The organism is Actinoplanes sp. CA-131856 (genome assembly GCF_050956135.1).
Taxonomy (GTDB): Bacteria; Actinomycetota; Actinomycetes; order Mycobacteriales; family Micromonosporaceae; genus Actinoplanes.
Window position 1 is genome coordinate 2,790,991 of the sequence record NZ_CP191849.1, and the last position, 23,241, is coordinate 2,814,231.

Sequence of the window (23,241 nt, forward strand, 5' to 3'; positions counted from 1 at the left end):
CTAATGGCCACGGTTGACCGGCCTTGATCGGAGTGACGATGACGGAATCGGTTCAGAAGATCATCAAGATCGGCGCGATCATTCAAAGCCCGGACGGCAAGCTGCTGGTGGTGAAGAAAATCGTTCCGGGCCGGAACACCTACATCATCCCGGGTGGCCGGCCGGAGGGCGCGGAGACCGCGATGGAGACGCTCGAGCGCGAACTCGACGAGGAACTCGGCGTCAAGGTGGCGCGGGCCGTTCTCTTCGGCGAATACGACGAGAAGTCGGAATTCGAGGACGCGTCCCTGCACATGACCGTCTTCGACGTCGAGGTGGAGGGAACGCCGTCGCCGCGTTCCGAGATCGTCGAGATGCGCTGGATCGACAAGGACTACGCCGCGAACGGCATCAGCATCGGATCGACCCTCGCCCACCACGTGGTTCCGAAGCTGGTGAGCCTCGGCCGTATGTGACGAACCCTTCTTCCGGGGGATTGAGAATATGCGCGTTGTCATTTCCGGCCTCACCGCGGCGGGCAAGACGACACTGGCGAAACGGCTCGCGGCCGAGCTCCACACCTCCTGCCTCAGCGGTTCCGAGGTGGTCCGGAAGCACCTGGGCGACGCGTCCGACGTCTGGACCCCGGAACTCGATCAGCGCCGGACCGCGCTCGAGGTCGAGCGCGCGATCGACCTCGAGGTGCTGGCCGGTTTCCGGAGCGCCCGGGACGGGGTCTTCGACGCCTGGAGCCTGCCCTGGCTGGCCCGGGACGACGGCGACCGGGTCTCGATCTGGATCGAGTCCGATGTGGAGAGCCGGGTGCGCAAGTGCGTCGTGTCCTACATCGAACGGGGAAAGCCCAAGTCGCGCGAGGAGTGCGCGGCGATCGTCGCCGCCAAGGACGCGAAGAGCCATCAGATCTTCCGCGACAACTGGAACTTCGACATCTACACCGACCGCTCGCCCTTCACCATCGTCCTGGACGCCAGCGCCTTGATACCCGAGCCGACCGTCGACGCGGCGCGCGAGGGCGCGGCCGCGCTCTTCGCGGACGCGATGCGGGCCTTGGACGATGTTCGTGGGCGGACCACGTCGGGAGCTTGACCGTCGCCCTACGCGTCGCTCTTGCCGGCTGCGGCGAAGGTTGCCAGGTACCGAGCGGCGATGGGCCTCTTGGCCTCCAGATAGCGCAGGACGGTGTCGTCGTCGGCGAAGCTGAAGGAGTCCGCGAACATCGACATGCCCTCGAGCGACTTCGTCGAGATGCCGGCATCCAGCAGGGCGTAGCTGACGCTCATCTCCGAGTCGAACGCCGTCATGGGCGTGGCGTACTCCACGTCGTAGGCTGCCGACAGGCGCCCGAAGAAATCCAGCGCCACCTCACGCTGTTCCGGCATCTCCCGCTGATAGCCGCTCGAGCCGTCGGCGAGCTCGCGCACCCCGTTGCGAACGCAGTAGGCCAGCGAGGCGGCATGGATCGCGAGCTTCTCGCCGAGCAGCACCAGATTCTTCCCGTCGAAGCGGGGGAAGTCGTCCTCGATCTCGGCCGTGGCGATCCGCCGGACCAGGCCGTGCACGGGAATGGGCCGGGGTGTGGGCAGGATCTGTGAGCCGAACCGGTCGCGGAGCTCCCCTTCGCGCACTTCGGGGAGGGTGGAGGGAATGCCCAGGCCGGTCGCGAACCGGAGAAGCTGGACCTGGTAACCGCGCAGGCAGTACAGGACGGCGGCAAGCGAGGAGTCGCGTCCCCCGGAAAACATGATCGCTACCGTCTTGAGGATCTGACCGTCACTGTGGGTCACGGTTCATATACTGCCATCGATGACCTTGGCTAGCAAGGCGGCGGCGGTCGTGATCAGCCGAACCGGAAATACACCAAGGTGGCCAGCGCGGACACGAGTTGCAGCAGCTCGTGAGAACGGCGGTCGAGCAGCGGGCCGCCGCCCAGGGCGTCGATGTTGAAGACGCCGAACTCGGGTATCCGCTCGCGATTTCCGAAGGAATCGATTGCCGGTACGGGAACGGAGAGGAAACGGTCGTATCGTGGGTCGGGCTGGTCCGACGCCCAGTCCTGGAAGAAATCACCCAGGCTCAGCGTGCGGTCGACGAAACGCTCCCGGACCTTGGTCAGATCGACGTATCGCGTTATCTCCGGAACCGATTCCACGGCCGGCGCCGACAACAGTTTGAAAACGTCCTCCAGCCGGCCGAGGCGGTCGATGAGGTCGAAGTTGCAGCGATCTTTCCGGTCCTCGGGCCACGATATGATCCGGCCCTCGATCAGCGCCCACGCGGCGATCGAAAGCGGATAGTTGAACACGTTCCGGGTCGCGTTGACCGGCATGACGTGCCGAGCCTCCAGATGCTGGCCGGAGTCGGCCGTGGAGACCTTCTCGCAGAACGTGATGCGGACGTTGCGCCCGGGAAAGATCCTGTTCTGGATGAAGCCGACGATCTGCGTCAGCGCCTCGCCCTTGTCGCCCGCCTTACCGATGGCCTGGGTCAGGGCGCGCACCGGGTACGACTCGACGACGATGCGCTCGCGCTCGGTGATCTGAGTGAGGAACGCCGGAAGGTCGGCGTGGTCGTTGCCGTAGCTGACCGCCTCGATGCCCAGCTGCCGGAGCTGGGCGATCTCCTTGCCGGATTGCCGGCCCGCCAGCAGAGCGACATGCGGTGAGTCCTCGCCCCGTGTCCGGTCCGTCATCGCGGCGAACTCGGACAGGATCTTGCCCATGTGCGGGTCCTCCAGCCCTCCGATGCTCGTGCCGAGGAACAGGAGCACGCCCGAGTGGAAGATGGCCTGGGCCACCGCGACCGCGTCACGGTCGTCGACCAGTCGCTGATAATCGCTTCGGGACAGGATGACGCTGCTGGGCACGTCGTATCGACCGTGCAGGTGGACCACGCCGCTGCCCGACCGGAGCAGGGAGCGGATGTCGGCCGGCTTCAGCCACGTCGCCGACTGGGTGCCCGGGCTGACGCTGGTGTCCTCCAGGAGCCGGTCGTAATTGGTGGTCAGGACGACGCGGGGCCGCAGCGACCGCAGGGCATCGGCCAGCGTGGTCGACTCGACGGGCGCGTCGTGGAACACCTCGTTGAGGAACCCCTGATAGTGCAGCGACTCGTGATGTTCCCGCCCCTCCTGGCTCATCAGCTGTTGCAGGGCGTCGAACGCGGTGGGCAGGTCGCCGGATCTCGCCACGCTCTCGACGGCCCGGATCTGCTTGATGGTGACCCGCCTGGTCAGCTCGCGCCGGAGGTAACTCGTGCCGAGGTCGACGAGCCCGGGCCAGGACGGCAGCCGTGCGGTGGCCGCCGAGAAGCCGGCGCCGACGACGGGGACCAGGTTGCCGTTGCGGTGGGCCTCCTTGAGATAGTCCAGGCTTGCCACGGCTACTCTCCTGATCTTCGCCCGATGGGCAGCATCTGCTGGACCGGAAGGTAAGAGAGGATGTCCTCGAAGCGGTCGGCGGCGGAGATCTGCGATGGCAGGGCCGGACCTTTCCGGCGGACCTCGGGCAGAACGTCGGGAACGATCCGGCGCATCATCAGATGGTCCTCGGCCCGATCGCGGCGGCCGTAGCGGGCCCAGACCGCGCCGAAGCCGAGCTGCACGGCGGGCAGCAGGTCACGCTCGACGCTGTCGCCGATGACGGTGACCCGGTCCGCCTCACATCCGAGATGATCGGCGATGCGGGCGTACACCTGGCTGTTGGGCTTTTTCTCGTTCTGCGACGTCCGCCACGCGAACCGGCGCCGGCTGGACGCCCGCGCGTGACCGGGCAGCTCGCTCATGAGCAGGGCGTAGCCCGGCCGCCGCCGGCGCCAGTACTGAGCGACGATCCCGGTGAGGTAGACGTCGAGCCGCATGGCCTTCAGCCGCCGCATGGCCTCGTGGATCGGCGCGTCGGTGTAGCCGATGACCGCGATCCGCTGGTCGGCCAGAACGCGCAACGTCTCCTTCACGGTGTCGTACGGCTCGAGGGTCTTCGTCGCGCTCACCCAGAACGAGTTCGTTATCTGCTTGGCGATGGCGATCTGTGTCTCGCGCGGAACTTTTTTCATTTCCGGGAATTCCTCGACGGCGAAGGCGTACTCGATCGTCCCCCGTTCCGCGTAAACGTCCCGCAATCGGGATATGGCCTCGTCGGGCGTCAGGGACAAAAGCTCGGTGATCTCCGATACGGCTGCCCGCAGCCCCGCCTCGTAGAAGGTCGGAAAGTCGTAGAGGGTGTTGTCAAGATCCGTTATCAGCGCCCAGCGCGGAGGGCGTGACCTGGTCGGCTGTGCCGGCCTTGATCGACTTTGATCTCGCGTGGTCGCCGTGAGCAAGGCCGTGCCTTCCTGATGTTGGCCGTCTTCCCCTTGATCTGGAGAGCAGTGTAGTACGGCGCCGTCCCGGCACTTGTTGATCACTATTGAGCGGCAGGATGACGACATGGCCACCTCCCTCCGAGTCCTTGATCCAAAGTGGCAACGTTCCCGGCGCGCGCTCAAGTGGAATGTCCCGGCCGATGTCATCCCCATGACCGTGGCGGTCGCCGACGTCGACATCGCCGAGCCGATAAAGGCGGCGCTGGTGGAGGCGGTCGAAGCCTCCGACGTCGGCCCGCTGACCGATGCCGAAGAGCTGTTCGCGGCGTTCAGGTCCTTTGCGCACGACCGCTGGCAGTGGGACCCGGACGTCGCGAAGATGCTGGTGGGGCCCAGCATCGACGCGGTGATGTCGGCCCTGATGCGGGTTCACGTCCGGCCCGGCGCGACGGTGGTTCACAGCTCGCCGGTCTATCCGCCCTTCCGCGACATCACCCGGCGGGCGGGGGCGGTGCCGCTCGACGTTCCACTGTGCCGGAGCGGGTCGTTCGACCTCGGCCGTCTCGCGCGGGTCTTCGCGCGGCCGGACGTCGACGCCTACCTACTCTGCAATCCGCATAATCCGCTGGGAATCGTTCATTCCCGGGACGACCTCGGCCTGCTGGCGGAATGTGCGCGCCGGAATGGCGTCACCATACTGAGTGACGAGGTCCATGCCCCGTTGACGTACGGCCGAACCTTTCATCCCATACTGTCCTGCGGCCCGGCGGCGTCCGAGACAGCCTGGGTGGTGACCTCCGCCAGCAAAGGCTGGAACATTGCCGGCGTCAATTGCGCGATCGCCGTGGCCGACGGCCGATATGAAGCCCGGTCCGTCGACGCGGTGCGGAGTCAGTTGCGATGGGAATCCAGTCGGCTGGGAGTCGTGGCGGCGGCCGCCGCATTCGGGCGGAGCGGCGAATGGCTCGACAGTTTTCTCCGATTTCTGAGCGGCAACCGGGCAATTCTCGAACGCGAAATCGCCGCCATGGGCGATCGGGTGAAGCTCCAGGAGCCGCGGGCCGGTTTTCTGGCGTGGCTGGCTTTCGACGAGTCGCGTTTCGGCCCGGATCCCGCGACGACCATCATGGCCGGCGCGCGCGTCGCCCTCACCGACGGCCGCAAGTTCGGCCCGGCCGGCGCCGGCCACTGCCGGCTCAACTTCGCCACCGGGCCCGGCGTCCTTACCGAGGCGCTCCAGCGGATGGCGCTGCTCACCCGGTAGGCGTCGGTCGTCGTGGGCGGTCGGCTTGTGTCTCCAGGCTCAGAGCTCCTTCGCGAAGTCCTCGATCCACTCCGACGTGGCCCGCAGGCCGCCGAAGGTGGAGAAGTGCAACTTGATCTCGCCGTGCGTCCCCGGGTGGTAGTCGGTGGCGAGGGCCCGCAGGAACGGGCCGAGACATGAGGTACGGGGATGAGGCCGGCGGCTTTCACCGCTTGCGCTGCCGCCAGCCGTACGCCGAGATCCTCGTGACCGAGAAAGGTCACGGTGATCCGGGTGCCCGCCGGGATGCCGCCCCGGGCGCCGGCCAGCTCGTGGACGTCCTTGCCGGTCATCTCGAGCGAGAAGCCGTCCAGGAGCAGGGGTCAGCCGTTGTGGGGGCGGCGGGCCACCGCGAGCAGGTGCGTCGACGGCCAGGGGAGCGGGGTGCCGTCGAGGTCGCTGATCGCGGCGACCGGGGCGATCCGGTTGTCGATGACCCAGTCGTTGCGGATCGGGGCCGACGCCGGGTCGATCGCGAAGCCGACCTCGGTGAGCAGGGCCGTCCAGTCGGCGAAACTCAGACCGCAGAACTGCTCCTTGGTCTCGGAGAGCCAATTGTCGGTGTAGTCCTTGCGGGTCAGGAAATCCATGGCCGGGGCCAGCTCGATCCGCACGGTCTCGCCGTCGACGGGCTCGAAGGAGAACGGAAATGCGAAATCGGCCGCGAACTGGTCGAGGCGGGCGCGTGTGGAGAGGCTTTCCATGTACGTCTTGGAAGGCTCCGCCACCACGGAAGCGGGATTGTCGCCGTCGTCGCGGGTGAGGCGCAGCAGCACCTCACGCCGCGGATCCTCGGGTCCGCAGACGTCGCTGTTGATCCAGACACCGCCGGGTGCGGTGTGCTCGAAGATGCGGCGGGCGAATTCCAGCACCGAAGCGCGGCGATGCCCGTACGACCAGATCTCATGGGTCAGAGCGAACGTGAGAGTCGTGTCGACGGAGCGCTCGTCGAAGATGGCGCCGCCCAGGACGTTGCGCTGATAGAAGTAGACGTTGGCGTTGCGGAAGACGCCCTGGTCCTTCTTGTGCAGGCACTCCTGGTAGAGGTGGCGGGCGATCTCGACGCCGATCAGGTCGCTCTCGCGCAGGCCGGGCTCACGGTCGGCCAGTTCCAGCACGGAGCCGGCGCCGCAGCCGATGTCGACGATGCGGCCGGGCTCCACGTACTGCCGCACCGCCGACCACTTGCGCTCGGCGGCCACGGCGAAGGCCTCGACATAGGTGCGGTAGTCGCGGGTCGCGGTGAGGCCGCCCTCGTCGCCGATGATCGGGTCGTTGATGACCGTGCGGACCGTGTCGACCAGCCGGTACCGCTCGAAGACGTCGATCGTCGCCGGGTGGGCCAGCTCGCGCCAGGTCTCGTCGCCCCGGCTCAGCCGCAGAAGAACGTCCCAGGGCCGCTCCGGCTGGGGATCGAGGGAGGCCTCGACCCAGGCGATGGGGAAGCCGAGAAGCTCGTACAGCTTGGCCACCTCGGGCGTCGAACAGGCCACGAGAGTGTCCTCGGGCGTGAGCTCGAGCCCGGTGGCGACCGTGATCGTCTTCAGGGTGACCTCGGCGAACGCGTCGGTCGGAGCGGCGTCGAAGATCGGCACGGCCACGGACCGCAGCCCGGTCTGCACGCTGAAGCGCTCGATGGCGGCCTCGCGGCGGTGGTACGGCACGGGGTTGCGCTTGGTGTTCTCGTGGTTGGCCGAGGTGACCGCCCAGACGATCGTCGCGCCGTCCCCGGCGAGCTGCCGCAGGTAGTCGGCCTGGAAGCGGGTCAGCAGATGGTGCCGCCCGGGAAAGAGAACGAAGCGTGCCACCGTGCTGATCTTACCCCGGACTGGTTCCCCTGAACGGATGACCGGCACGCGACACTGTGGACGGCATCATGACGTCATGCGGCGGCGCGCGAAACAGATCTGGGCCGACATCCGTCAGCGGCGGCACATCGACCTGTACGCGACCACCCTCGTCGCCCTGGTCTTCGCCGCGTTGCTGCTGGTCGGGGCCGATCTGCCGGAGAGCGTGCGGTGGTCGCTGCTCTTCGCGGCGGTCGGCTCCAACCTCCTCACCGACGAGCGCTGCGACCTGCTGCGCCGGGGTCCGCTGGCGCGGGAGGGCGGCATCGTCCGCGTCGTGGTGCTCAAGCAGTTCCAGCCCCGCGACGCTATCTCCGAGCAGCTCGACGCGCTCCTCGACCATCCGGTGCAGAAGGCCGCGGAATCCCTGCGCGAGACGCGGGCCCGGCTCGCCGCCATGGAGAAATGGCAGGTCAACGGCACATTTGCGTACGGGGAAATCGCCTTCAATCCTGGCTTCAGTCTCGTGGCGGTCAATCCCCACGGCGCCGGCGGGTACGCCGACGTCGAGTTCCACGGTTTCCGCAACGACGCCGTCCGCTCGCGGATGCACATCCACCTGACCCGCGACGACGGCGCTTGGTACCTCTACTGGCTCGACCAGTTCGAGGCGATCTGGCGTTCGGCGCGCGAATGACGGCCGTCTTCACCGGCGCCGGCATCAGCGGGGACGAGCCGGCCGCCCTGCCCCGCGGGTTCGGCCTGCGCGACGCCGTCCTGCGGACCATGCACGAGGCCGCCCGCGACGCGCTCGGCCCGCTGGTCACCGACGAGCAGCTCGAAGAGTTGTGCGGCGCGGCGTACAAGCTGGAGGTCGTCCTCGGCCGCCTGTGGGGGACGGTCGGCCCGGACGCGCTGGACTGCGTGCTCGCCCTGCGCCTCGACGTGCCGAACGAGGCGCACATGCTCTCGGCGCTGCATCTGATCCGCGGCGGCACGCACGTGACGGTCAACTTCGACGTGGGCATCGAGATGGCGTACGACCTGATCCGCGGCGCCGCCCGCCTGCCGTCCGGCACACCGCGGGAGTACCACGACGCGCTGCCCCTGTGGTTCGCCGGCCCGGTGCCGCCCCTGCGAACCGTCTCCAGCCACGACGAGTTCGCCGCCTGGGAGTCCGGGGGCCGGCCGGCCGCGCTCCTCAAGGTGCACGGCGGCCTCACCCGCGGGCAGGACGCGCTGGCCGACGTGGTCGTGGTCGACATCGAGGAGCTGGGCCAGCTCACCGCCGAGCGGGCGGCGGCCGTCGACGGGCTGGGCGCCACCCCATTGATGATCACCGGCTATTCGGGCGGCGACCCGGATGTCTACGGCCCCCTGCTGGCGGCGGCCGCCCGCACCACGGCCACGTGGGCCTGCCTCGAGCTGCCGGCCGGTTCGGTGGTGCCCGGCGACGCCCACGACCACGGCATCGAGCTGGTGCTGGGCCGGCCGCAGGGCCTCGCGGCGACCGCCCTGCGGGGACTGCTCGGCACGGCGCCGCCCTGGCCGTCGGTGCCGTTTCCGGGCGACCGTTTCGAGGACCGCTTCGCCCGCTGGCAGCAGGACCTGAGGGCGGCGCACCCGGCCGGGACGATCGCCGAGGCATGGGCCTGGCTGCTCGCCGACCTCGGCCGACTGGACATCGCGGAGGCGATGTTCGCCCAGCTCGCGCCCGCCGCCCGCCTGCGGCACGCGGAGATCCTCTACAACCGGGCCCGAGGCGACGACCGGGAAGCCGCCCGAAAGCTGTTCCGTCAGGTCGGCGCCGGCGCGCCGGATGCCGCGACCCGGCTGCACTGCCTGCTGCGGCTGGGCGACATCGCGCGGGGCCGGGCCAACCGCCAGGCCCGGGGTGTACGGGTCCTGGCCCACCTGGCCGAGTGCTACCTCAGGGCCATCCAGGTGCTGGTGGAGACCCGGGGTGGCCGCCGCCATCCGGAGGAGGGCGGCGACGCGTACCGGCTGTTGCAACAGACATCGTTGCGCCTGCTGGAGCAGCTGGCAACGGTAGGGCCGAGGGCGGCGTGGCCGGCGCTGGCGCTGTGCTGCCGGCTGGCCGCGCGCTGGGGAGATCGGGCCGCCCGGCTGGTCAGAAACGGCAACCGGCTCTCCCTTGTCCGTCAGCACCGGGCCTTGCTGCGCGCCTTGGCCGCTCTGTTGAGGGGCGCCCCGGCCCCGTCGGGCGTACAGGCCGACATGCGCTCGTTGCGAGCCACCTACCGGGCGGCCGACGACCTGCCCGGCGCCGGCAACTGCACGGTCACCCTGGCCGTCCTGGCCCGAGCCGACGGCGACCGGCGGCTCGCCCGCGTGCTCCTGAACGAGGCCCTCGTCGAGTACGCGGAGGGCCGCCCGGACGGCCACCCCTTGCCGTCAGGGGAGGCGCTCGTGAAGGTCATGAACCGGCTGATCGCCAAGTAGGGGTGCGTCCTCACCCGCCCTCACGCTGCCGATCGTTCCAGGCGCGGGCGGCGTCGATGAGCTCCATCAGGCTCAGGCCGCGCGGTGTCAGGCCGTACTCGACGTGTGGTGGGTTCGCCTCGTGGTCGTGCCGGGTGACCAGGCCGTCGCGCTGCATCGCGCGCAGCGTCTCGGCCAGGACCTTCGAGGTGATCGTGGGCAACTGCCGCCGCAGCTCGCCGAAGCGGCGCGGGCCGGCGGACAGCAGGACGACGACCATGCCCGTCCACTTGCCGCCGATCTGGAACGGGAACGCCGACGACGGGCAAACCGGATCGATGCGGTCCACGAGGGCTCCATCGGTTTCGTTGCGGTAACCGGTGGGTCCGAAGATACCTTCGCCCGCATGACCTCAGGACCCGTAGTGGTGCTCGGCGCGGCCGGCCGGGCCGGCCGCGCCGTCACCGAAGAAGCCGGCCGTCGTGGCCTCCCGGTGGTTCCGGTGGTGCGTGATCTGCGGCGTCACGAAGGGCGGACGGTGGCCGGGAACGCGCTCGACGCCGACTCGGTGACCAGGGCCGCGGCCGGCGCCGCGGCGATCGTCTGCGCGGTCACGCCGTTCACCGCGCCGCCGCCGTCGTTCGACGGATTCGACGTGGGGTTCTACGAACATGTCGTCGACGCGATGTGCGCGGCCGCGGCGCGGACGACGGCGAGCCGGATCATCATGATCGGGTTGTTCGCCACGCTGCGAACCCCGGACGGGCGGCGCGTGCTCGACGATCCCGCGCTGTTCCCGGAGGGGCTGCGGCCCTTCGCGATCGCGCACGCCCGCGCGATCGACCACCTGCGCGACAGCCACGCCGGCGCCGACTGGCTCGTCCTGACCCCACCACCCGGGCTCTCGCTCGACGCCGAGGTGACCGGGGCCTACCGGCTCGGCGACGACATGGTCACCGAGCCGGGGTGGAGCATTCCCTTGTCGTACGCCGATCTCGCCCAGGCCGTCCTTGATCAGATCAGCGCCCCGACCCGCCGGCGGGAACCGGTCGGCGTGGCTGGAACTCGCGGGCCAGGACGTAGCGGGTCACCTTTTCGCCCAGTTTGACGCCCTGGACGTCGGCGCTGCGGAAGTGGACGCCGCCCCAGATGCGGGCCTCGATGACCTCGGCTGTGGCCTGGGAGAAGCTCGTGAAGTGGCGGGTGGTGCCCGAGTCGGCGCTGTACGCGCTGAACGGGATGTCGTCGCGGCCGAAGAACCTTCGGAGCGCCATCATGATGGCGCCGGTCGTGCACGCGTGACCGGACGTGAAGTCGGGGAACGGCGGGGTGATCAGCAGCGGCGTCCAGGTCGGGTCGGCGCTGGTCGCGGGGTTGCCGTCGGTGTCGGCCAGCTGGACCGCGGTGACCGGGCGCCAGAAGTTCCACTCGCGTTTCTGGGTGAAGCAGGCGATCGTCACGTCGGCGCGGGTCACGTCCGACATGGCGTACATCCGGGCGGTCTGCAACGGACTCAGGTGCTGGGTCCGCGCCAGCTGGGCCTTGATCTGCCACTCGGTCTGGCGCCGGTCGTGCCACCAGATGGCCGACTCGGTCTGGTCCTGGGTGCGGACCGTGCTGGTGGCCGAGCCGATCGCCTTCACCTCGTTCAGGTCCTTGGCGTATTCGGCGCTGCCCAGGGCGGGCGGACCGGCCGTTCGGAAATCGGCGCCGCCGCGGATCACGAACGGCCGGACGTCGGGAATGTGCGCGCCGTCCTGGGCGAAGCCGGGCGGGGTGGGCCGCCATTGGCCCGGCGCGGTACCGACGTTCCAGGTGGCCGTGCGGTCGGAGCCGTCGCCGCGGCGGGCGGCGATCATCGCGGCCGCCGCCTCCTCGCCGAGCGCGATGCCGCCCCGCTTGGCCCGTCCGTCGCGGATCGTGGCCAGCGATGCGCCGTACTGCGCACGCAGCGTCGCCGCCTGCGCGGGGAAGAGCGAGAGCAGCACACGGTAGGCGGCGGTGGCCACGGCCGCGTCGAGTGAGTGACCGTGCCGCCCGCGCACGGAGAGCAGATACGGCTCGTACGGGCTGCCGGCGGCCGCGTTGGCCGCGTCGTAGACGGCGCCCTGGACCATCGCGAAAGTCCGGCCATTGATGTACGGAGGCTGGCCGGCGACCTCGTAGGCGGCGGTTTCCGAGTGGGTGGCCCACGTGACGACCATGTTGGGGTCCGGGGCCGGTGCGCCGGCGGCGACGGCCGTGGACGTGGTGAGCACGAGCGCGGCCACGACGGTCCCGCGCCGGATCAGAGCCAACATGAGGGCCAGCCTGCCCATGGACGGCGACCCGGGCAAGGCATCGACATATGCCTATGTCTCCGGTATCCGCTTCTACCGTCTTATGCGCCTTTGCGCGTCACAGGGACGCGACGCGCCGTAGAGCTTCCCCGCCCGCCAGCTCCCGCCGATCGGCCGGGTTGACGATGTAGTACGCCACGGCTTTCAGCAGCAGGGCCGGGTCGGCGGCGAGCCAGCGGCCGCTGATCGTGTCGAACGGCGACAGCGCCTGCGGGCCCGCAGTGGAGCGGCCCAGATAGTTGCGGGTGACCGTGCCGGAGGAGCCGATCGTGCGGATGAACACGACCGGGGCGTGGGCCCACAGGGCGGCCACGTCGACGACCGCCTCCCACGGGACGAAGTGGGTGAAGGTGAGCCCCCGGTGGTGGATGCCGTCGGGGCCGACGACGACCTGGCCGGGGGCGAGCCTCAGGAACACCACGAGGAAGACGGCGAGCAGAACCGCGCCGATGGCCAGGACGGCCGCGACGATGTACCCCTGTGCGCCGCCCCGCAGAGCGGAGGCCACACACATCGCGGCCAGCGCCACGGTCGTCAGGCCGAGGAAGGCTCCGAGCAGATAGGTGGGCGTGGTGCCGTACCGGAAAACCAGGCCTTTGACCTCTTGCCGTACGCCTGTGGTGTCGCCGCGCCGGCGACCGCCGCGGTACGAGTGGAGGCTGAGCGCGGTCAGGTGCCCGAAGTAGACGGCGATGGCCGCGAAGACGACGGCGCTGCCCGTGTCGCCGCCGGTCACCAGCGAGACGGCCGCGGCGGCGATGCCGAGTGTGAGCAGGCCCATGAACACCGTGCCGAACAGCAGCAGACCCGAACGGCGCTTGCCGGCCCACTCCTCCGGCCATGTGGATGCGTACGGAAGAGTCTCCATCAGAAGATAGCGTCCCATGCCTTCTTGGCGCCGTCGCCGATCGCATCACCGGCGGCCGAAATGCCGTTCTCGATGCCGTCCTTGACGCCCTGCGGCAGTCCGTCGTAGACGAAGTCGAGAGTGCCGCTGGCGACCAGCCCCACGGCCAGGCCACCGACCGCGCCGACCACCGTGCCCACGACCGGCACCGGGATGGCCGTGCCGATCACCGCGCCGGCCGCCATCGCGGCGACCGCGCCGCCGACACCGGAGATGACCGCCTTGCCGACCGGTTTTCCCTGGTGGATGTCGTAGCCGATGCCGGCCGCGGTGATGCCCAGCCCGATGATGGGGATCTTGCTGGCCACCCGGGCCCCGGCCTTCGGCGCGCGCCGGGCCAGCTCGTCGGCCTCCAGGAACTTCTTCCAGGAGGCGTTGTTCAGATAGCGCGACTGCGCGGTGCCGCCGGGCGTCTTCAGATAGTGCTCGGCCAGCCGCTTCGAGTCGTCGAGCAGGGCGACCGACTGCGCCTTGAGGATGCTGCGGTGCTTGGCCACCAGGCCACCGAGCGCGGCGCCGTTGACCACGTCACCGGCCTGGAGGAACGCCTTGCCGTAGAGGTCGTCCCACATGTTGCGGGCGATGCTCTTGGCCGCGTTGTTGGCCGTCCAGTAGCCGTCGGCCTGCTTCTGGGCCAGGTTGTAGGCGTCGACCTTGGCCTGATGGGCCCGCACCGCCGCGTCGTCGGTAGGGGCGCCCGACAGGACCGGCCCGTCGCCGGGCGGCTGGATCTGGTCGTCGACAACGGTCAGGCCGGCCGCCGAGGCCATCTGCCGGGTGCGGGCCATGCCCAGCTGGGCGTCCTCCAGCTCATCGGCGTAGACGACGAGCGAGTTGGCGGCGGTCTCGATGTCGGTGCGCAGCGAGTCGGCCTTCTGGCTGCCGCTGTCCATGCGCGCCTGGAAGGCCGGACCGGCGTCACCGTTCCATCCGCGGGCGGCGTCGGCACGGGCCGAGTGCATCTCGGTGACCGTGCTGTCGACCCCGCCGGCCAGCCGGCCCTTGAGCCACTGCGAGGAGGCCCGGATCCCCTCCGGGTCGCCCTCGATACGCGTGTCGATCACCATCAGAAGAGCCCGCCCACCGCCGCATCGGTGCCGGCGTAGCCGGCGCGGGACTGCTCCACCCGGTCGCCGGCCTCCTTGAGCCCGACCACGAGGTTGCCGCAGACGTCGGTGAGGTGCCCGACCAGCGCCGCGATGTCCGGCGACAGGTCACCGGCCTCGGGCGTGGGCGGCACGCTGCCACCGATCTCGTCCAGCGACTCGCCCGCCCGCCGCAGGCGCCCGGCCAGCGACTGGAGGGTGGCGAGGTCGGCCCGGGTCTCGTCACCCATCAGGACACCTCCGCGTGCCGCCGCTGCTCGGGCGGGATCTCGAGATCGAACAGGATCAGCTCGAACCCGGTGGCCAGCCGGACCTCCTCGAGGTTCTCGGTCGGCATGACGGTCCAGGGTTGCTCGGCCCCGCAGCAGTCCACAAGCCGATCGAGGGCGGTGTACGCCAGAAGGGCGAGCCGCCCGTCCCGGGTCTGCCGCAGATCGACGGTGAGCTCGGTGTCCCCCGCCCGCAGCGGCGCACAGGGCACATAGACGAACGGCGGCACGATCACCGGCCGCACCGGCCCGCCCGCCACCTCGTGGTCAGGTGGCCAGTCGTCAGCTCCCGATGGTGTCGTCGGCATGCGCAGCAGTCTATGCACGCACGCCAACCCACAGGACCCACTGACCCGGCGCCCCGATCAGGCGCCGGGCCGAGCTGGCAACCGCCGCGGCGGTTGCGGCAACTCCTGCTAGGACCGATGGTACGCCAGTTCACCATGCCTGTACATGGTTCCTCATGGTTCCCCTTTGTTGATCGCGGTCACCCCTGGGGTGAGATGGTGAGGTTGTGATCGACTTCGACGGGCCGACTCCGCTCTACATTCAGATCGCGGACGTCATCGAGGCGCGCATCCGGTCGGGCGAGTTGCTGCCCGACCGCCCGATCCCGTCCGAGAACCAGATGGTGCAGGAGTTCGGTGTCGCGCGCGGAACGGCGCGCAAAGCCCTCGAACTGCTGCGCGAGCGCGGCCTCGTCGTCACCGTGGTGGGCCGGGGAACGTTCGTCGCCCGCCAAACGCAATGAGCCGACCGGCGTGGATCTGTAAGGAGGCGATGTCCGCGAGTGTCAGTCGTCGGTTTCAGTAGACGACTTCGCCGGAGTCGGGCTGCCTCACGACCACAGCGTGCACCCAATGGGGTGCCCCGTTGGAATCGGCCTGCCGCGCGCATGGGCACCGCCAGAACTCGCCCGCATCACCCTCGATCGGCGGCCAGAACCGGAACTCCAAGGATTGCGGCAGAGGAAGCGCAGCCTCTCCGATGAAGATGTCCTGAGGGATGCCGCCGGGTACGACCAGGTCCACGTTCAGCGGGCTACGCGCCCCACCTGAAGTCAAGGCATCGGCTTTGACCCGGTAGGTCCGGGGCAGCGTGCACCGGTAGAAGATGTTGACCTTCTGCGTGCGGTTGTTCCGGATCCGGACGAATTCGCCGGACGGCTCGGGGCGGAGCTCGCGATGATCACGCTGGAGTTCGGCCTCGGTGAGCCGGCTGCTCGCCTCGGCCGAGATCTTGGCGTGTTCGGCGGACTCGCCGGCGTATTCGGCCGAGAGCCGCGAGGTGGTGGCGGCTTCCTCAGCGGCGGTGGCGCTGCGCTCGCCGGCGTCCGCGGACCGCCGTGCTTCGGCCACGGACTCCCGAGCATGGTCGGCGGCCTGCCGCGAAGTGACTGCGGAGTCCTCCGCGGCTACGGCGCTGCGCCGATTCGACCACGCGGCCCAGAGGGCCACGGCGAGAGCGGCAACGCTGATGATCAGTGTGAGGACGGCCATAGCGGGGGAGCATACGGCGCCGGGTCAGGCGGCCCAGAACACTGTGGACTGGTTGTTCTGGGCCGCGGCGGTGAAGAACTCCGCCAGCTCGTCGTATGCCTCGGCCAAGGTGTTTCGGATGGCCTGGGCCGTCTCGTCGTCGACCGGGTGGAAATCCACCTCGGTCGGGGTGAACGGCTCGAGCAGGGGTGGCTCCGGGAGCTGGAACCACCCCTCGGCGTCGAGCATCGGGCGCAGGTGGGGCTCGAGGTCGGTGAAGGGTGTTCTCGACAACCGCGCCGCGACCTCCGCCACCTGGGCGGGGGTCAGGGCGCGGGAGTCGCCGTCGCGGCCGAAGGCGTGTGCCTCGTCCGGGAAGAGGGTGCCGCCGCTGATGGGGTTCAGCGGGAAACCCGCCTTGTCCATCAGCGTGGCCAGCCTTTCCCAGGCCCGGTCCAGGTCGAGGTCGTCGGGGAGACGGTCGACCTGGTCCCAGGCCCTCTCCGGGTCGGCCCGGATCTCCTCCAGCACCGCCGGGGAGACTCGCCGGAACTCGCCCAGAACACTCATCACTCTCTCCGCATCACGCCGTGTTGTAGGGATTCTGCGCCACGTTGACGTTGTAACAGGACACCGGGTTGAAGGTGAACTCGCACATGAACTGGTCCATCTCCAGCGGATCGTCCGACGACAGCGCCTTGCCGAACTTGAACGCCGCGTAGAGGTCGCCGACGACGCTGAGCGCGCCCAGCGCCGCGCCGCCGCCCCGGGCCACCCGGCCGCCCCGGCTGCCCTCGACCTCGGCCGTGGTCGTGCGCGGCTTGGCGCCGCCCAGGCCCGCGCCCTTCAGCGCCTTCCAGTGCGTGTCGCTGTAGAGCTCGCCCGAGTCCCAGCCCGTGTTCGGGTTGACGATCCGGACGTTCGGGTTGTCCTTCAACCGGGCGTGCATGTCGGCCGCCTGCGTGTCGCTCTCGGCCACGAACACGACGTTCTGCGTCTGCATCTTCGGCTTCTTGCCGTCGACGACCTCGGTCGACATCTTGTTGCGGGCCGTGTTGGCGTGTGCCTCGTTGCGGTCCGGCTTGCCCTCGGTGAAGTCGTACGAGTCGACGCTGACCATCTTGCCGTTCAGCCACGACACCTTGATCGCGTCCGAGGTGGTGCCCCGGACCGTCTTCGCCCCGCCTTCCAGGTCGACCGTGCCCTTGCCGACGATCGGGTTGTTCTCGTCCTGGAGGAAGAACATCGAGCCGTTGCCGGTGCTGGCGTCGTACAGCTCGCCGGCCGTCTTCAGGTGCCGGTTCAGGTACGACACCGTGCCCTGGTCCTTGCTGACGTTGGACCCCTTGAGCAGCCGGTGCGGCACGTTGTTCTGGTCGACGATGGTGGTCGGGTTGGGCTGCGTCAGCGGCTTGTAGGAGCTGGCCGGCGGCGCGCCCCGCTCGTCCATCGGCAGCATCTTGCCGCTGGGGTCGGCGTTGGTGACCGGGTTGTCGCCGGCGTAGGTGTAGCCGCCGAGCTGGTTGGGGTCGGAGGTCTCCAGCACCGGGTCGGGGCTGATGAACCGGCCCAGCACCGGGTCGTACTTGCGGGCGCCGAGGTCGGTGTATCCGGCGGCGTTGCTCTTCGGCGCGGCCAGATAACCGCGGCTGGGGTCGGGCCAGGTCAGCGTGTTGGCGCTGATCCGGGTTTCGCCGTACGGCTTGTACTGCTGCCGGGTCACCTGCTGGGTGGTGGTGTCCATGGCCAGCGTGGCCGTGCCGTGGGCGTCGTTGAACAGGTAGTGCGCGCCGCCGCCGGGCAGTGAGGAGCGGACCGCCACCGGGGCGCCGGTGCCGCCGTGGGCGTAGCTGCGGACCGCGCCGAGGACGGCCGGGGTGGCGGCCGCCGTGTCGACGACGACCTGGGTGTCGCCGGCGAACAGCGTGGTGCGACCCGGCTCGCGCCGGATCAGCTGGTTGCCGTCGGCGTCGTACAGATATTTGGTGATCCCGGCGCCGGCGCCGGTGGTGGCGACCTCGGCCAGGTGGCCTTCGTCGTCCCACTTGAGGTTCTGCCCGGTGCCGTTGGCGTTGGCGCGGGTCAGCAGGTTGCCGGCCACGTCGTAGACGAGCGTGGCCGCGGCGGCGCCGGTGGTGGCGGTGAGCGTGTGCGGCTGGGTCCCGGTCCGGTTGCAGCTGGTCGTGCAGCCGTTCTGATAGCCGGTGGTGACGTCGCTGCCGCCGCTGGTCGAGTGCTCGACCGACTGTTTGCGGTTGCCGATGACGTCGTACTCGAAGCTCTGCCAGTAGGAGCCGGGCCCGGTGGCCACCGTGCCGGCCGCGGGCTTGACCGTCGTGGCGGCCGGGCAGGCGCCGGCGGCGGTCCAGGCGTCGACGAGACGGGTCAGCCCGTCGTAGCGGTAGCACTGCGTGTCGGTGACCGTGTTGCCCGACTCGGACTGCTCGTCGGTGATCGACAGCGGGTTGCCGGCGTCGTCGTACGCGTAGGTGAGCCGGTCGATCAGCGGCCCGATGCCCTCGGTGCGGTAGACCGAGCGCTGGGAGAGCCGCAGCGTGGTCTCGTCGTACGAGTACAGCACCTGCGCCTCGTTGCTGGAGGCGCCCATGGTGACCCGCGACGGCGTACCGAAGTCGGTGTAGACCGTGCCCGAGACGTAGAGGTCCACGCCCGAGGTGGTGGTGGCGGCGCCGAGGGTGCTGTATCCGTAGGTGATGGTCTCGCCGGGCAGGTTGCCGACGGCCGGGTCCTCCTGCTGGGCCAGCAGCTCGACGTTGGGGGTGTAGCGGAACTTGGTGGTGTACGAGACCGGCAGCGGCTTCTCGACGCTGGGCAGGGTGACCGTCTGGCCCAGCGGCTTGCCCATGGCCGAATAGCCGGTGACGGCCACGGTGTAGGCGCCGGTCACGCCGGAGACGTACCGGCTGGACGACGTCAGCTTGCCGATTTTGAGGGTGTCGTACGTCCAGGAGGCGTACTTGAAATTGCTCTTGGTCTTGTCGATCGCGGTCAGCTTGCGTCCGAGCAGGTCGTAGGTGAACGTGAGCTGGATGCCGCGGGCGTCCTTGGTCGAGGTGATGTTGCCGGCGTCGTCGTACGAGGTGAGGGCCGTGCCGGTGTCCGGGTCGGTCCGCGAGATCTGCCGGCCCAGCTGGTCGTACTCGAATTTCCAGACCGACTCGTCCGGCCCGGTGACGGTGGCCTGCTGGCCGGCCGGGGTGTAGCCGTAACGGATGGACTGCGAGGCGCCGCCGGCCGCGGTGAAGCCGTCCGAGAGGTTGCCGGACAGGGTCGGTGCGACCGTGTACTGGGCCAGCGAGGTGGTCTGGCCGCGGGCGTCGGTCGTGCTGGTGGTGGCCACAGTGCCGGCCGGCGGCACCACTGTGGTCTTGTCACCGGTGTACGCGGTGCGGCTGCGCGTGACCTGCACACCGTTGTGCTCGGTGGTGACCTGGGTGGCGCGGCCCATGCCGTCGTGGTCGGTCACCGTGGTCGACGGGATCGTCACCTGCGACACCCGGTCGGAGATGAGCGTGTCGACCGGGTTGCCCGCGGTGGCGTACGCGTTGTTGGTGACGACCGACCAGCCGTGCGAGTCGTACTGGGTGTCGGTGACCGTGGTGCTGCCGTTCTCGCCGCTCACCTGCTTCTCCAGCGGGCGCAGCAGGGCGTCGCTGAGGACCTTGGTGACCGAGTACGTCCCGTCGTCGAGCAGGGTGTTCGTGGTGACCACGGACGGGCCGGTGCTCTTGAGGTCGTACTTGTAGGTGATGCTCGCCGCCGCGCCCGCCAGTTTGCTGCGGTTGGGCAGCCACACCGCGGTGAGCCGGCCCAGGCCGTCGTAGGTGAGCGAGTTGCGGGAGTTGTCGGCGGCCAGCTTCTCGGTGGCCACCTGGCGGGCCGGGTCGAGGGTCAGCGTCTCGCGCTGGCAGTTCACGCTGGACGCGGTCACCGTGGCGCAGCTCGCGCCCGAGGTGACCTGGCTGGTGGTGACGATGCTGGTGGGCAGGGCGCCGGTGGCCGGGGTGATCGTGCGATAGGTGGTCTTGGACAGGCCGGTCGACTTGGGCAGGTGGGTGGTACTGGTGACCCGGCCGTAGGAGTCGAAGGTCTGCGCGGTGTCGTCGAGGAAGGCGCCGGAGGCATCCGACGCCTTCTGGACCAGTGTGACGTTGCCGATCGCGGGCTTGGCCGGGTTGCTCTGCCCGTCGCCGTTGTAGGCGAACGGATTGCCGTCGTACGAGGTGCGCTCGTCGGAGATCAGCGTTCCGGACGGGGTGGCGCCGGCCGACGGGCAGTCCTGCGCCCGCACGATCGTCTCGGCCGGCACGACCATGGCGGCGTTCTTGCCGTCGAGATAGCGGGTGAAGGTGCACTTGGGCACGTTGCCGGCGGCACCGACCTCACCACGGTCGGCCACCTGGACCGGCATGCCGGTGGTGCTCTGGCCCAGCGTGGTGTTGTAGAAGGTGGCGACCTCGGTCTTGCGCCAGCCGTAGGAGACGGCCTGGCGGGTGAGGACCTTGGCGGTGCGCACCATCTGCGCGTTCAGGGCCGGCAGGCCGGTGCGGGCCCGCGTCGCCGTCGGGCCGATGCTCGTCGGCACGGTGACGGTGGCCTGGTCGATGGTGCCGCCCACGCCGGTGTAGACGTCGGTCTCGAAGACCCGGCCGGCGTACACGTCCTTGTCCTCGACCGTGACCGAGCCGTCCTGGCTGGTCAGCGCGGGCGCGTCGCGGGTCTTGCCGCCGGGCAGCGTGTCGCCGTCCATGCCGAGGAAGTAGTACGTCTTGGTCAGCGTCTTCCGGTCGTACACGGGCTTGCCGTCGGTGTAGTGGAAGACGGACGGGTCGCCGGTGGTGACGTGGACCTCGGGATAGCCGCGGAACTGGCCCCAGGTGCGGTACTTCGCCTTGACGACCTCGTTGTCGTCGTAGTGCCAGCCCGGCTTGCCCTTGTAGGCGTACTCGGTGATGAGCTTGGGCTGTGAGCCGTCCTGATAGTGGTTGCCGGCGCTGTCGTAGGTGATCACCGACGTGACCGGGTGGGTGTAGAACCAGTCCATCAGCGGCGCCGGCTGGGCCTCCGGGGTCCAGTAGACCGGGAAGCAGCCGGTGGCGTTGGTCGAGGCGTACTGCTTGGCCTTGGTGTCGTTGGTGTCCGAGGGGTCGCTGGCCGGCACGTCGGAGCAGTCCGGGGTGCTGTAGTCGACGACCGTCTCGGCACCGGACTCGGAGATGATGGTCCGGATCCGGTTGTAGTACATCTTCGGCAGGCCGGGCAGGGTGCCGACCCGGTTCGCGAGCTGGATCGGATAGAAGGTGATCGGGCTGGTCGACGCGTCGGCCGCAGCGCCGCCGAGCCGGTCGAGGCCGGTGTGCTTGATCGACTCGAGCCACAGCGTGGGTGCGTGGTCGCCGCCGTCCGGGAAGGACTGGACGAAGTCGTAGCGGTCGACCTGCTTGGTCGCCCCGCCCACCTGCACCTGGGTGACGATCGAGGTGAGCCGGCGCCGCGACCAGAAGCTCGGCGCGTGGTTGGTGCAGTCCTTGCCGTCGGTGCAGTTGAGGTCGACCGGCACGTCCGGCCAGTACTCGGGATGCGAGACGGTGAACTGGCTGTCGGCGCAGGTGTTGCCGGCCGGCAGCCCGGCGATGCAGCGCTCGGCGGTGGTGAAGACGATCTGGGCGGGCGCGGTGGCCGAGTAGACGGTCGACGCGGTCATGCCGTAGTCGATGCGGCGCAGGGTGCCGCCGCGGACGTACGGCACCGCCTTGTTCTTCATGGCCGGGCCGTAGTAGCCGATCTCCTGGTCGTAGTAGTACGCCGTGGCGTTGCCGCGCGTGTCGACGACGTAGTCCAGGTTGAACCGGTATCCGAGCGTGCAGGCGGTCTCGGCGAAGTCGCCGTCCGGGCAGTCGGCCACGGCCGCGTGCGCCCGGTAGACCGGCATCGTGTACGCCGACTTGGTCTCGTCCTTGCCCGCGGCCCAGCCCGGGAGGCGGTTGAGGCCGAAGTAGTACTGGACGCCGTTCTCGGTGACCCGGAAGTGCTCGCCGTTCTTGGTGCCGTTGGTGGCGCCGGTGAGCCGCTCGACCTTCGTGGTGGCGTCGTCGTTGGCCGGCCGCAGCACCTTGGTGTCGTCGTCGTAGACGAGCGGGGTCGAGGCGCCGTTGAGCGACATCGTCAGGCGCTGGCCGCCCCAGCAGACGTCGGCGTCGTGCTCGGGGGCGCCGGAGTCCTTGACGTCCTTGCACGGCTCGTAGCTGCGCTCGATGAAGCTCTCACCGGAGCTCCAGCCGTCGCCGAGCCACGACGACTGGTTGTTGGTGCCCAGCGTGCGGGTGTCCTGCGAGGCCGAGTTGTAGGTGAGCGAGATGCCCGGCGCGGCGCCGGCGATGGGCGGCGGCACCGCGATCGGATAGCTGTAGCTGAAGGCGCCGGTGTTGCCGGTGACCGACCAGGATCCGCCGGGGGAAAGGCTGGTGGCGCTGTAGTCGCCGGAGGTGCCCGCGGCGTCGGCGGTGGCGGCCAGCACGGTCGCCCCGGTGGCGGCCAGGCTCACCTTGGCCGCGAGCGGGGTGCCGGCCCCGGTCGCCACCGGCGTCTGGGTCTGGCACTTCTCCAGCTCGGGCGTGGTCAGCGCGCAGGCGGGCATGCGGACCAGCCGCAGCCGGGACGCGTAGTCACCGCCGTACGCGTTGCGGAACGTCGAGGGGTCGACGGAGACGTCGACCGGGCCGGCCTTGCCGGCGCTGCGGAGGGTGAAGAGCACGCCCCGGACGCCTGCCTTCCGGGCGACGTCCTGTCCGATCGTGTTCACTTGAGCCTGTGCCGGCTTGGCCAGCCGTACGTTCTTGGCCCCCGCGCCCGGCAGCGTCGCGTTCGCGGCCGGGTTGAACTTGGCGTACGCCGGACGTGCCTTGACCTCGGGGCGGACCTTGCTCGCGCCGAGGGTGACCCGTGGCGGGCCCGATGGCGCCGGAATGCCCGGCTTGGCGACGGCCGGCTCGCCGGCCACCAGCGTGGTCAAGGCCGGTGCCATCACCACCATGACAGTGGCGGCGATGAAACGCCTCAGACCGATTTTGGACAGCATGCGGCAGCCCTTCCCCCGTGGATGCCCGTCGATCGATCTTGATGACGGCGTGCACATAGTACGAACGCGGTGACCGGGCGCGACATCCGCGTGATCTACATCACTGGGCATCGAGACATGCAAGTTTTTCTAACCGCACATGATCACAATGTGCGCCACGCGATCGATGGTCGCGACTTCCTCACGAAGGGTCACAAAGGAACCATGTCGTC

The 23,241-nt window shown here is 69.5% G+C and carries 20 protein-coding genes; 7 read left to right on the forward strand and 13 right to left on the reverse strand.

From position 1 onward, the window contains the following. Positions 1 to 38 precede the first annotated feature (38 nt). A complete protein-coding gene (locus tag ACQP2X_RS13360) occupies positions 39 to 455 on the forward strand; it encodes an NUDIX hydrolase (protein ID WP_498696798.1) in 417 nt (138 codons plus the stop codon). A gap of 28 nt (positions 456 to 483) precedes the next feature. Next, the gene (locus tag ACQP2X_RS13365; protein WP_498696799.1) at positions 484 to 1,086 is read left to right on the forward strand and encodes a hypothetical protein; all 603 of its coding nucleotides are present in this window, start codon (positions 484 to 486) and stop codon (positions 1,084 to 1,086) included. An 8-nt stretch (positions 1,087 to 1,094) separates the two neighbouring features. Here ACQP2X_RS13365 and ACQP2X_RS13370 read toward each other — a convergent pair whose 3' ends face one another. Genes ACQP2X_RS13370 through ACQP2X_RS13380 form a run of 3 tightly spaced genes read right to left on the reverse strand, consistent with a single transcriptional unit; the run spans position 1,095 to position 4,425 of the window. Then, on the reverse strand, positions 1,095 to 1,784 hold the full coding sequence (locus ACQP2X_RS13370; RefSeq protein ID WP_498696801.1) for a hypothetical protein: 690 nt from the start codon (positions 1,782 to 1,784) through the stop codon (positions 1,095 to 1,097). A 53-nt stretch (positions 1,785 to 1,837) separates the two neighbouring features. Then, a complete protein-coding gene (locus ACQP2X_RS13375; protein ID WP_498696803.1) occupies positions 1,838 to 3,376 on the reverse strand; it encodes an SIR2 family protein in 1,539 nt (512 codons plus the stop codon). A 2-nt stretch (positions 3,377 to 3,378) separates the two neighbouring features. Continuing rightward, on the reverse strand, positions 3,379 to 4,425 hold the full coding sequence (locus tag ACQP2X_RS13380) for an HAD family hydrolase (RefSeq protein WP_498696805.1): 1,047 nt from the start codon (positions 4,423 to 4,425) through the stop codon (positions 3,379 to 3,381). On the opposite strand from ACQP2X_RS13380, the gene ACQP2X_RS13385 reads away from it, so the two are divergent. After that, positions 4,424 to 5,563: an aminotransferase class I/II-fold pyridoxal phosphate-dependent enzyme gene (locus ACQP2X_RS13385; protein ID WP_498696807.1), complete on the forward strand. Its 1,140-nt coding sequence runs from the start codon at positions 4,424 to 4,426 to the stop codon at positions 5,561 to 5,563. The genes ACQP2X_RS13380 and ACQP2X_RS13385 overlap by 2 nt on opposite strands. 362 nt (positions 5,564 to 5,925) lie before the next feature. On the opposite strand, the gene ACQP2X_RS13390 is transcribed toward ACQP2X_RS13385, so the two are convergent. After that, positions 5,926 to 7,410, reverse strand: a complete 1,485-nt coding sequence (locus tag ACQP2X_RS13390) for a class I SAM-dependent methyltransferase (RefSeq protein WP_498696808.1) — start codon at positions 7,408 to 7,410, stop codon at positions 5,926 to 5,928. A 76-nt stretch (positions 7,411 to 7,486) separates the two neighbouring features. On the opposite strand from ACQP2X_RS13390, the gene ACQP2X_RS13395 reads away from it, so the two are divergent. Further along, positions 7,487 to 8,086, forward strand: a complete 600-nt coding sequence (locus tag ACQP2X_RS13395; protein ID WP_498696809.1) for a hypothetical protein — start codon at positions 7,487 to 7,489, stop codon at positions 8,084 to 8,086. Beyond that, positions 8,083 to 9,852, forward strand: coding sequence for a hypothetical protein (locus ACQP2X_RS13400; RefSeq protein WP_498696810.1), 1,770 nt, complete (start codon positions 8,083 to 8,085; stop codon positions 9,850 to 9,852). The genes ACQP2X_RS13395 and ACQP2X_RS13400 overlap by 4 nt, the downstream gene beginning before the upstream one ends. Before the next feature lie 10 nt (positions 9,853 to 9,862). Here ACQP2X_RS13400 and ACQP2X_RS13405 read toward each other — a convergent pair whose 3' ends face one another. After that, on the reverse strand, positions 9,863 to 10,180 hold the full coding sequence (locus tag ACQP2X_RS13405) for a winged helix-turn-helix transcriptional regulator (RefSeq protein WP_498696812.1): 318 nt from the start codon (positions 10,178 to 10,180) through the stop codon (positions 9,863 to 9,865). Positions 10,181 to 10,237: 57 nt separating this feature from the next. Here ACQP2X_RS13405 and ACQP2X_RS13410 point away from each other — a divergent pair, with 57 nt between their 5' ends. Next, complete coding sequence (locus ACQP2X_RS13410; protein ID WP_498696814.1) at positions 10,238 to 10,939, forward strand: NAD(P)-dependent oxidoreductase; 702 nt, start codon at positions 10,238 to 10,240, stop codon at positions 10,937 to 10,939. On the opposite strand, the gene ACQP2X_RS13415 is transcribed toward ACQP2X_RS13410, so the two are convergent. The 5 genes from ACQP2X_RS13415 to ACQP2X_RS13435 all read right to left on the reverse strand — a co-directional run bounded on the left by ACQP2X_RS13415 (position 10,851) and on the right by ACQP2X_RS13435 (position 14,760). Continuing rightward, positions 10,851 to 12,131, reverse strand: coding sequence for a vanadium-dependent haloperoxidase (locus ACQP2X_RS13415; RefSeq protein WP_498696816.1), 1,281 nt, complete (start codon positions 12,129 to 12,131; stop codon positions 10,851 to 10,853). The genes ACQP2X_RS13410 and ACQP2X_RS13415 overlap by 89 nt on opposite strands. 97 nt (positions 12,132 to 12,228) lie before the next feature. After that, the gene (locus ACQP2X_RS13420; protein WP_498696819.1) at positions 12,229 to 13,038 is read right to left on the reverse strand and encodes a PH domain-containing protein; all 810 of its coding nucleotides are present in this window, start codon (positions 13,036 to 13,038) and stop codon (positions 12,229 to 12,231) included. Beyond that, positions 13,038 to 14,144 carry a WXG100 family type VII secretion target gene (locus tag ACQP2X_RS13425; protein WP_498696820.1) on the reverse strand — a complete coding sequence of 369 codons (1,107 nt, stop codon included), beginning with the start codon at positions 14,142 to 14,144 and terminating at the stop codon, positions 13,038 to 13,040. Before ACQP2X_RS13425 ends, ACQP2X_RS13420 begins: the two co-directional genes overlap by 1 nt. After that, positions 14,144 to 14,413, reverse strand: coding sequence for a hypothetical protein (locus tag ACQP2X_RS13430; protein ID WP_498696821.1), 270 nt, complete (start codon positions 14,411 to 14,413; stop codon positions 14,144 to 14,146). Before ACQP2X_RS13430 ends, ACQP2X_RS13425 begins: the two co-directional genes overlap by 1 nt. Further along, positions 14,413 to 14,760, reverse strand: a complete 348-nt coding sequence (locus ACQP2X_RS13435) for an SAV_915 family protein (protein ID WP_498696823.1) — start codon at positions 14,758 to 14,760, stop codon at positions 14,413 to 14,415. The genes ACQP2X_RS13430 and ACQP2X_RS13435 overlap by 1 nt, the downstream gene beginning before the upstream one ends. 206 nt (positions 14,761 to 14,966) lie before the next feature. On the opposite strand from ACQP2X_RS13435, the gene ACQP2X_RS13440 reads away from it, so the two are divergent. Beyond that, entirely contained in the window at positions 14,967 to 15,203 is a 237-nt protein-coding gene (locus ACQP2X_RS13440) for a GntR family transcriptional regulator (protein ID WP_498696825.1), read from the forward strand. Between the two features lie 55 nt (positions 15,204 to 15,258). On the opposite strand, the gene ACQP2X_RS13445 is transcribed toward ACQP2X_RS13440, so the two are convergent. From ACQP2X_RS13445 to ACQP2X_RS13455, 3 genes are all read right to left on the reverse strand, one after another. Beyond that, the gene (locus ACQP2X_RS13445) at positions 15,259 to 15,909 is read right to left on the reverse strand and encodes a hypothetical protein (protein ID WP_498696827.1); all 651 of its coding nucleotides are present in this window, start codon (positions 15,907 to 15,909) and stop codon (positions 15,259 to 15,261) included. Between the two features lie 66 nt (positions 15,910 to 15,975). After that, positions 15,976 to 16,500: a DUF1877 family protein gene (locus ACQP2X_RS13450; RefSeq protein WP_498696829.1), complete on the reverse strand. Its 525-nt coding sequence runs from the start codon at positions 16,498 to 16,500 to the stop codon at positions 15,976 to 15,978. A 13-nt stretch (positions 16,501 to 16,513) separates the two neighbouring features. Continuing rightward, on the reverse strand, positions 16,514 to 23,029 hold the full coding sequence (locus tag ACQP2X_RS13455) for an RHS repeat domain-containing protein (RefSeq protein WP_498696830.1): 6,516 nt from the start codon (positions 23,027 to 23,029) through the stop codon (positions 16,514 to 16,516). Positions 23,030 to 23,241 lie beyond the last annotated feature (212 nt).

Bases quoted from the DNA above. Each gene is read 5' to 3' on its own strand.
- ACQP2X_RS13360 (WP_498696798.1), top strand. From the start codon at position 39: ATGACGGAATCGGTTCAGAAGATCATCAAGATCGGCGCGATCATTCAA.
- ACQP2X_RS13365 (WP_498696799.1), top strand. From the start codon at position 484: ATGCGCGTTGTCATTTCCGGCCTCACCGCGGCGGGCAAGACGACACTG.
- ACQP2X_RS13385 (WP_498696807.1), top strand. From the start codon at position 4,424: ATGGCCACCTCCCTCCGAGTCCTTGATCCAAAGTGGCAACGTTCCCGG.
- ACQP2X_RS13380 (WP_498696805.1), bottom strand. From the start codon at position 4,425: ATGTCGTCATCCTGCCGCTCAATAGTGATCAACAAGTGCCGGGACGGC.
- ACQP2X_RS13395 (WP_498696809.1), top strand. From the start codon at position 7,487: ATGCGGCGGCGCGCGAAACAGATCTGGGCCGACATCCGTCAGCGGCGG.
- ACQP2X_RS13400 (WP_498696810.1), top strand. From the start codon at position 8,083: ATGACGGCCGTCTTCACCGGCGCCGGCATCAGCGGGGACGAGCCGGCC.
- ACQP2X_RS13410 (WP_498696814.1), top strand. From the start codon at position 10,238: ATGACCTCAGGACCCGTAGTGGTGCTCGGCGCGGCCGGCCGGGCCGGC.
- ACQP2X_RS13415 (WP_498696816.1), bottom strand. From the start codon at position 12,131: ATGTTGGCTCTGATCCGGCGCGGGACCGTCGTGGCCGCGCTCGTGCTC.
- ACQP2X_RS13420 (WP_498696819.1), bottom strand. From the start codon at position 13,038: ATGGAGACTCTTCCGTACGCATCCACATGGCCGGAGGAGTGGGCCGGC.
- ACQP2X_RS13425 (WP_498696820.1), bottom strand. From the start codon at position 14,144: ATGGTGATCGACACGCGTATCGAGGGCGACCCGGAGGGGATCCGGGCC.
- ACQP2X_RS13430 (WP_498696821.1), bottom strand. From the start codon at position 14,413: ATGGGTGACGAGACCCGGGCCGACCTCGCCACCCTCCAGTCGCTGGCC.
- ACQP2X_RS13435 (WP_498696823.1), bottom strand. From the start codon at position 14,760: ATGCCGACGACACCATCGGGAGCTGACGACTGGCCACCTGACCACGAG.
- ACQP2X_RS13450 (WP_498696829.1), bottom strand. From the start codon at position 16,500: ATGAGTGTTCTGGGCGAGTTCCGGCGAGTCTCCCCGGCGGTGCTGGAG.
- ACQP2X_RS13455 (WP_498696830.1), bottom strand. From the start codon at position 23,029: ATGCTGTCCAAAATCGGTCTGAGGCGTTTCATCGCCGCCACTGTCATG.